4 protein-coding genes are annotated in these 5176 nt (G+C 71.3%); 2 read left to right on the top strand and 2 right to left on the bottom strand.

What is annotated here, in order from left to right; all coding sequences use genetic code 11:
* Both ACFWGZ_RS39390 and ACFWGZ_RS39385 read right to left on the bottom strand, forming a co-directional pair.
* On the bottom strand, positions 1-667 hold a 667-nt coding region (locus tag ACFWGZ_RS39390; RefSeq protein ID WP_382456692.1), incomplete at its 3' end, for a response regulator.
* The gene (locus ACFWGZ_RS39385) at positions 640-1836 is read right to left on the bottom strand and encodes a sensor histidine kinase (protein ID WP_382456691.1); all 1197 of its coding nucleotides are present in this window, start codon (positions 1834-1836) and stop codon (positions 640-642) included. The genes ACFWGZ_RS39385 and ACFWGZ_RS39390, both read right to left, overlap by 28 nt.
* 133 nt (positions 1837-1969) lie before the next feature.
* Between ACFWGZ_RS39385 and ACFWGZ_RS39380 the strand changes: the two genes are divergently transcribed.
* Positions 1970-2689, top strand: coding sequence for an ABC transporter ATP-binding protein (locus ACFWGZ_RS39380; RefSeq protein ID WP_382456690.1), 720 nt, complete (start codon positions 1970-1972; stop codon positions 2687-2689).
* Positions 2683-5112 carry an FtsX-like permease family protein gene (locus tag ACFWGZ_RS39375; protein ID WP_382456689.1) on the top strand — a complete coding sequence of 810 codons (2430 nt, stop codon included), beginning with the start codon at positions 2683-2685 and terminating at the stop codon, positions 5110-5112. The genes ACFWGZ_RS39380 and ACFWGZ_RS39375 overlap by 7 nt, the downstream gene beginning before the upstream one ends.
* Positions 5113-5176 lie beyond the last annotated feature (64 nt).

Here is a 5176-nt window from a genome sequence, read left to right as displayed (position 1 = left end):
CAGTGCGGGGGTCGCGCAGGTAGGCCAGCACCGCGAGCACGCGGCGGTGGGTGTCCTTGCCCTGCGGCAGGTCCAGCTTCGTGAGGATCGACGCGATGTGCTTGGCCACCGCCGCCTCGCCCACGAACATCGCCGCCGCGATCGCGCCGTTCGCCCTGCCCTCGGCCATCAGCCCGAGCACCTCGAGCTCCCGCGGCGTCAGGCGGTCGAGCGGCTGCCTCGACTGCGACACCAGCTGCCGCACCACTTCCGGGTCGATCACCGTGCCGCCGTCGGCCACCCGGACCACGGCGTCGGCGAACTGCGCGACGTCGCCGATGCGGTCCTTGAGCAGGTACCCGATGCCCGCGCCCCGGTCCGAGTCGAGCAGCTCGGCGGCGTAGGTCTGCTCGACGTACTGCGACAGCACGAGAACGGGCAGGCCCGGCTGCGCGCGGCGCAGCTCGAGCGCCGCCTGCATGCCCTCGTCGGTGAACGTCGGCGGCATGCGCACGTCCGTCACCACGATGTCCGCCGATCCCGGCGGTACGGCCGCGAGCAGCGCGTCCGGATCGCCCACCGAGGCGACGACGGTGTGCCCGAAGCGCTGCACCAGGCCCACAAGCCCCTCTCTCAGCAGCACCGCGTCATCGGCGATGGCTACCCGGAGCTGGCGGTCTGCAGGCACGGAATCTCCACTCGAAGCAGGGTCGGCCCACCGGCCGGACTCGATATCGACAGTGTGCCGTCCACGACGGCGAGGCGGTCGGCCAGCCCCTGCAGGCCGGTGCCGCCGCGGATGTCCGCGCCGCCGGTCCCGTCGTCGACGATCTCGATCACCAGCAGGTCGCCGGTCCTCGAGCCGCGCACCATCGCCCTGCTCGCACCGCTGTGCTTCGCGACGTTCGTGAGCGCCTCGGACACGACGTAGTATGCCGCGACTTCGATCGTGGTGGAAAACCGTTCGTCCAGGACGAAATCAACCTCGACGGGGACGCTCGACCGGCCGGCCACGTCGCGGATCGCGGGGCCCAGGCCGCGGTCGGTCAGCACCTGCGGGTAGATGCCGCGGATGAGCTCGCGCAGCTCCGTCAGCGCGAGCTTCGCCAGCTCGTGCGCCTCGGTCAGGTCCTGGCGCAGCTGCCCGTCCGGTGCGTCGATCAGGGCCACGCCGAGCTTCATGCCGAGCGCCACCAGGCGTTGCTGCGCGCCGTCGTGCAGGTCCCGTTCGATGCGGCGCCGTTCCGCCTCGAACGCGTCGACGAGCCGGGCACGGGACTGCACGACCTCGCCGAGCGTCGTCTTCGGCGGCGCGAGAATCGCCCTCGCGGCGACGGCGCGCGCACCGGCCCAGGCCGTGATCGGGTAGGCGGCGACCGGGACCAGCAGCACCCCGGCGGCGGCGAGGGCGTAGCCGAGCACGGGCACGACGGTCGGCTGCAGCGGCGCGGTGATCAGCGCGGCCGGCACGCCCAGCGCGACGGCGAGCACTCCCAGGTCCATCCACCACAGCGCGAGCAGGGAACCGAACGCATAACCCAGTTCCCGGGAACTCACTCCGCCGCGGCGCATTTTCTGCGCGTCGTCGGCGAGGTCGAGATCCACGAGCCGCGTTCTGAACAATTCGAAATGCGGCGCGAGAAACCAGCAGAACAACAGCGCGAACACCACGGCGAGTGCGACGGCGACGCCGCCCGGAACCGCCGACTCGACCGCCCACGCGGCCACGACGGTGAGCGCGACGGCGCCCAGCACGGCGCTCGACAACAGGTAGGCGATGGACCGCCAGGGCCACACCGAGGTGAGGAAACTCAGTGGTCTCTTGGCCAGCGCGGTGAGTGCGGTGCGATCGGACACGCGTCGACAGTAGCGTTCCCGCACCCGGAAGACGGTAGTGCTGGGTATACCCCCGATTCTCGTTCCAGCGCGATTGTTGGCGACCTCGCCGGGCGGTTGAATTTGTGTCATGCCAACGACAGACAGCGTCCAAATGTGGTCAGTCTCCAAGGTCTACGGTTCGGAAGCGCAGTCGGTGACCGCCCTGAACAACATGACGACCTCCTTCCGGGCGGGAACCTTCACCGCGGTGATGGGTCCGTCTGGTTCGGGCAAGTCGACCCTGCTGCACTGCGCCGCCGGCCTCGACCGCCCCACCAGCGGCAAGATCCTCATCGGGGACGTCGACCTGAGCACGCTCGACGAGACGCAGCTGACCCTGCTGCGCCGCGACCGGATCGGGTTCGTCTTCCAGTCCTTCAACCTCGTCTCGGCGCTGACCGCCGAGCAGAACGTGGCGCTGCCGGGCCGCCTGGCCGGCCGGGCGCCGAGCCACGACCAGGTCAGCGCCGCCCTCGCCGAGGTCGGCCTGGCCCGCCGCGGCGGGCACCGGCCGAGCGAGCTCTCCGGTGGTGAGCAGCAGCGCGTCGCCATCGCCCGCGCCCTGATCAGCAGGCCGGCCGCGGTGTTCGCCGACGAGCCGACCGGTGCCCTCGACACCAAGACCTCCCGCGACGTCCTCTCCCTGCTGCGCAACATCGTCGACCGCCACCAGCAGACCGTGATCATGGTGACCCACGACCCCGCCGCCGCCGCGTACGCCGACCGCGTGCTGCTGATGGCCGACGGCCGCGTCACCGACGAGCTCTTCGGGCCGTTCACGGCCGAGTCCATCGCCACCGCCATGGCGAACCGTCAGGAGCAGCCATGCTGAGCATCGCCACCCTCAAGGCCCGCTGGACCAGCTTCACCGGCACGTTCGTCGCCGTCTTCCTCGGCGTCGCGATCCTCTCCATGACCGGTCTGGTGCTGATGTCGGCCCAGCCGGAGATCCCCGGCCGGTACGCCGGCACGCAGGTCTACGCCCAGAGCGCCGCCGTCGGCCAGGAGGACGGCACGTTCACCGACACCAAGCCCTGGTCCCCCGAGCGGACCGCCGAGCTCGTCACGGCCTTCGAGGCCATCCCCGGCGTGCAGAAGGCCGTGCCGGACCGCAACTTCTACGCCCAGGCGGTCATCGGCGGCAAGCCCGCCGGCGACCAGGACTCCGGCAACCCGCAGGGCCACTCGTGGTCGAGCGCGGCGCTCGCGCCGTACCCGATCAGCGAGGGCGCCGCGCCGAGCAGGTCCGACGACGTGGTCGTCGAGAAGTCGCTCGGCGTCTCCCCCGGTTCGAAGGTCACGCTGCTCACCGGCGACGGCCCGAAGGACTTCACCGTCACCGGAACCGTCGACGCGCCCGGCTTCTACGTCACCGACGCGACGGCGGCCGAGCTCGCCGGCGGTGTGCGGATCATCGGTCTCGTCACGGCGCCCGGCGCCGACCTCGCCGCGGTCGAGTCCGCGGCCAAGGCTGCTCAGGGCACGGACGGCCGGGTCCTCGCCGGTGCCGCACGCACCGGGCTCGAACTGAAGGGTGACGAGCGGGTTCGCTGGATCGGTCAGCAGATCCTGGTCGCGATGGGCAGCCTCGGCGGCTTCGTCTCGATCTTCGTCGTGGCCTCGACGTTCGCGTTCAGCGTCGTGCAGCGCCGCCGGGAACTGGGGTTGTTGCGCACCATCGGAGCGACCCCCAAGCAGGTCAAGCGGATGATGTTCGGCGAGGCCGTCGCGATCGGCGTCGTCGCGGGCATCGCCGGCATGGTCCTCGGCACGATCATGGCTCCGCTGCTGGGCAACCTGCTCGTCACGGCGGGCCTGCAGCCGGCGAACTTCACGGTGAAGACGCAGGTGGCCCCGCTGCTGGGGTCGTTCGCCGCCGGTGTCGGCGTCGCCGTCGCCGGTGTCTGGGCCGCGGGTCGGCGGGCCTCGCAGATCCGTCCGCTGGAGGCGCTGCGCGAGGCCGCCGTCGACAAGAAGCCGATGACGAGGGCCCGCTGGATCTCCGGTGGCGTCGTGTCGGGCATCGGTGTCCTGCTCCTGCTGGTCACCATGCTCTCCTCGTCCGAGGACATGATCACCAACGCGCTGTACTCGGCGATGGCGCTGATCGTCGGCATGACCCTGCTCGCCCCGGTGATCATCCCGCCGGTCGTCAAGGTGCTCACCCTGCCGCTGGCGCGGCGGGAGGGCGCGGTCGGCATGCTGGTCCGCGAGGGGTCGCTCGCCGCGGTCCGCCGCACGGCCTCCACGGCCGCTCCGGTGCTGGTCACGGTCGGCCTGGCGGTGCTCATCGCCGGCATGTTCGAGACCAGGGCGAGCGGGTACGCGCTGGACGAGGCGGTGTCGACGCGAGCCGACGCCGTGGTGGTCCCGCAGGGCACGCCCGGCCTGAACGCGGCGGCGGTGACGGCGATCCCCGGCACCTCGTTGCTGCCGACCGAGCTCTACGGCCCCGAGGCCACGCACTTCGGCGCGATCGGTGTCACGCCGGACGAGTTCGCCAAGGCGCGCAGCAGGCTCACCGTCCTGTCGGGTTCGCTCGACGCCCTGCAGGGCGAGAAGTCCGTCGTGCTGAACGAGTCCACGGCGAAGCGGCTCAACGTCCAGACCGGACAGTCCACCCCGCTCACGTTCGAGGACGGCAGGACGGTCGACCTGGACGTGGTCGCGGTGATCACGGACAACTCGGCGGCCACGCAGGCGCTGCTGCCCCGCCAGACCGTCCGCCGGCACGACCCGTCCGCGCTGACCTCGGCGGTGTACCTGGTCGGCCCGGCACCCGCCCAGATCGGGGCCGGCCTCGGCGCCGAGGTGATGGACATGGCGACCTACGCCGCGGCGGTCGACGCCGAGGAGGACCGCCTCGTCCGGATCTTCATCGTCATGCTGATCGGCATGTCGCTCGGCTACACCGCCCTGGCGATCGCGAACACGCTGATGATGGCGACGGCGGACCGCAAGCGCGACTTCGCGGTGCTGCGCCTGACCGGTGCCACCAACAGGCAGGTGCTCAAGACCGTCGCCTCGGAGTCCGTCCTGGTCGTCGGGATCGGCACCCTGCTGGGCCTGGCGGTCGCGGTGGTCGCGCTCTTCGGGATCAAGACCGGACTGTCCCAGCAGCTCGGCACGACGGTCTCCATGACGATGCCGTGGGGAGTGATCTTCTCGGTCGTCTCGATCTGCCTCCTGCTGGCACTGCTCGCCAGCGTGCTGCCCGCCAGGCTCGCCCTGCAGGCCGCCAAGGGGGCCAGGTGACCCTCGCTCCCCGAGTGAGGTGATCACCAGCCGGGACCCGGCGCCGCGGAGGACACCCCCTCCC

This window comes from Lentzea sp. NPDC060358 (assembly GCF_042725365.1).
Taxonomy (GTDB): domain Bacteria; phylum Actinomycetota; class Actinomycetes; order Mycobacteriales; family Pseudonocardiaceae; genus Lentzea.
This window is presented reverse-complemented; position numbering and strand designations above follow the sequence as displayed.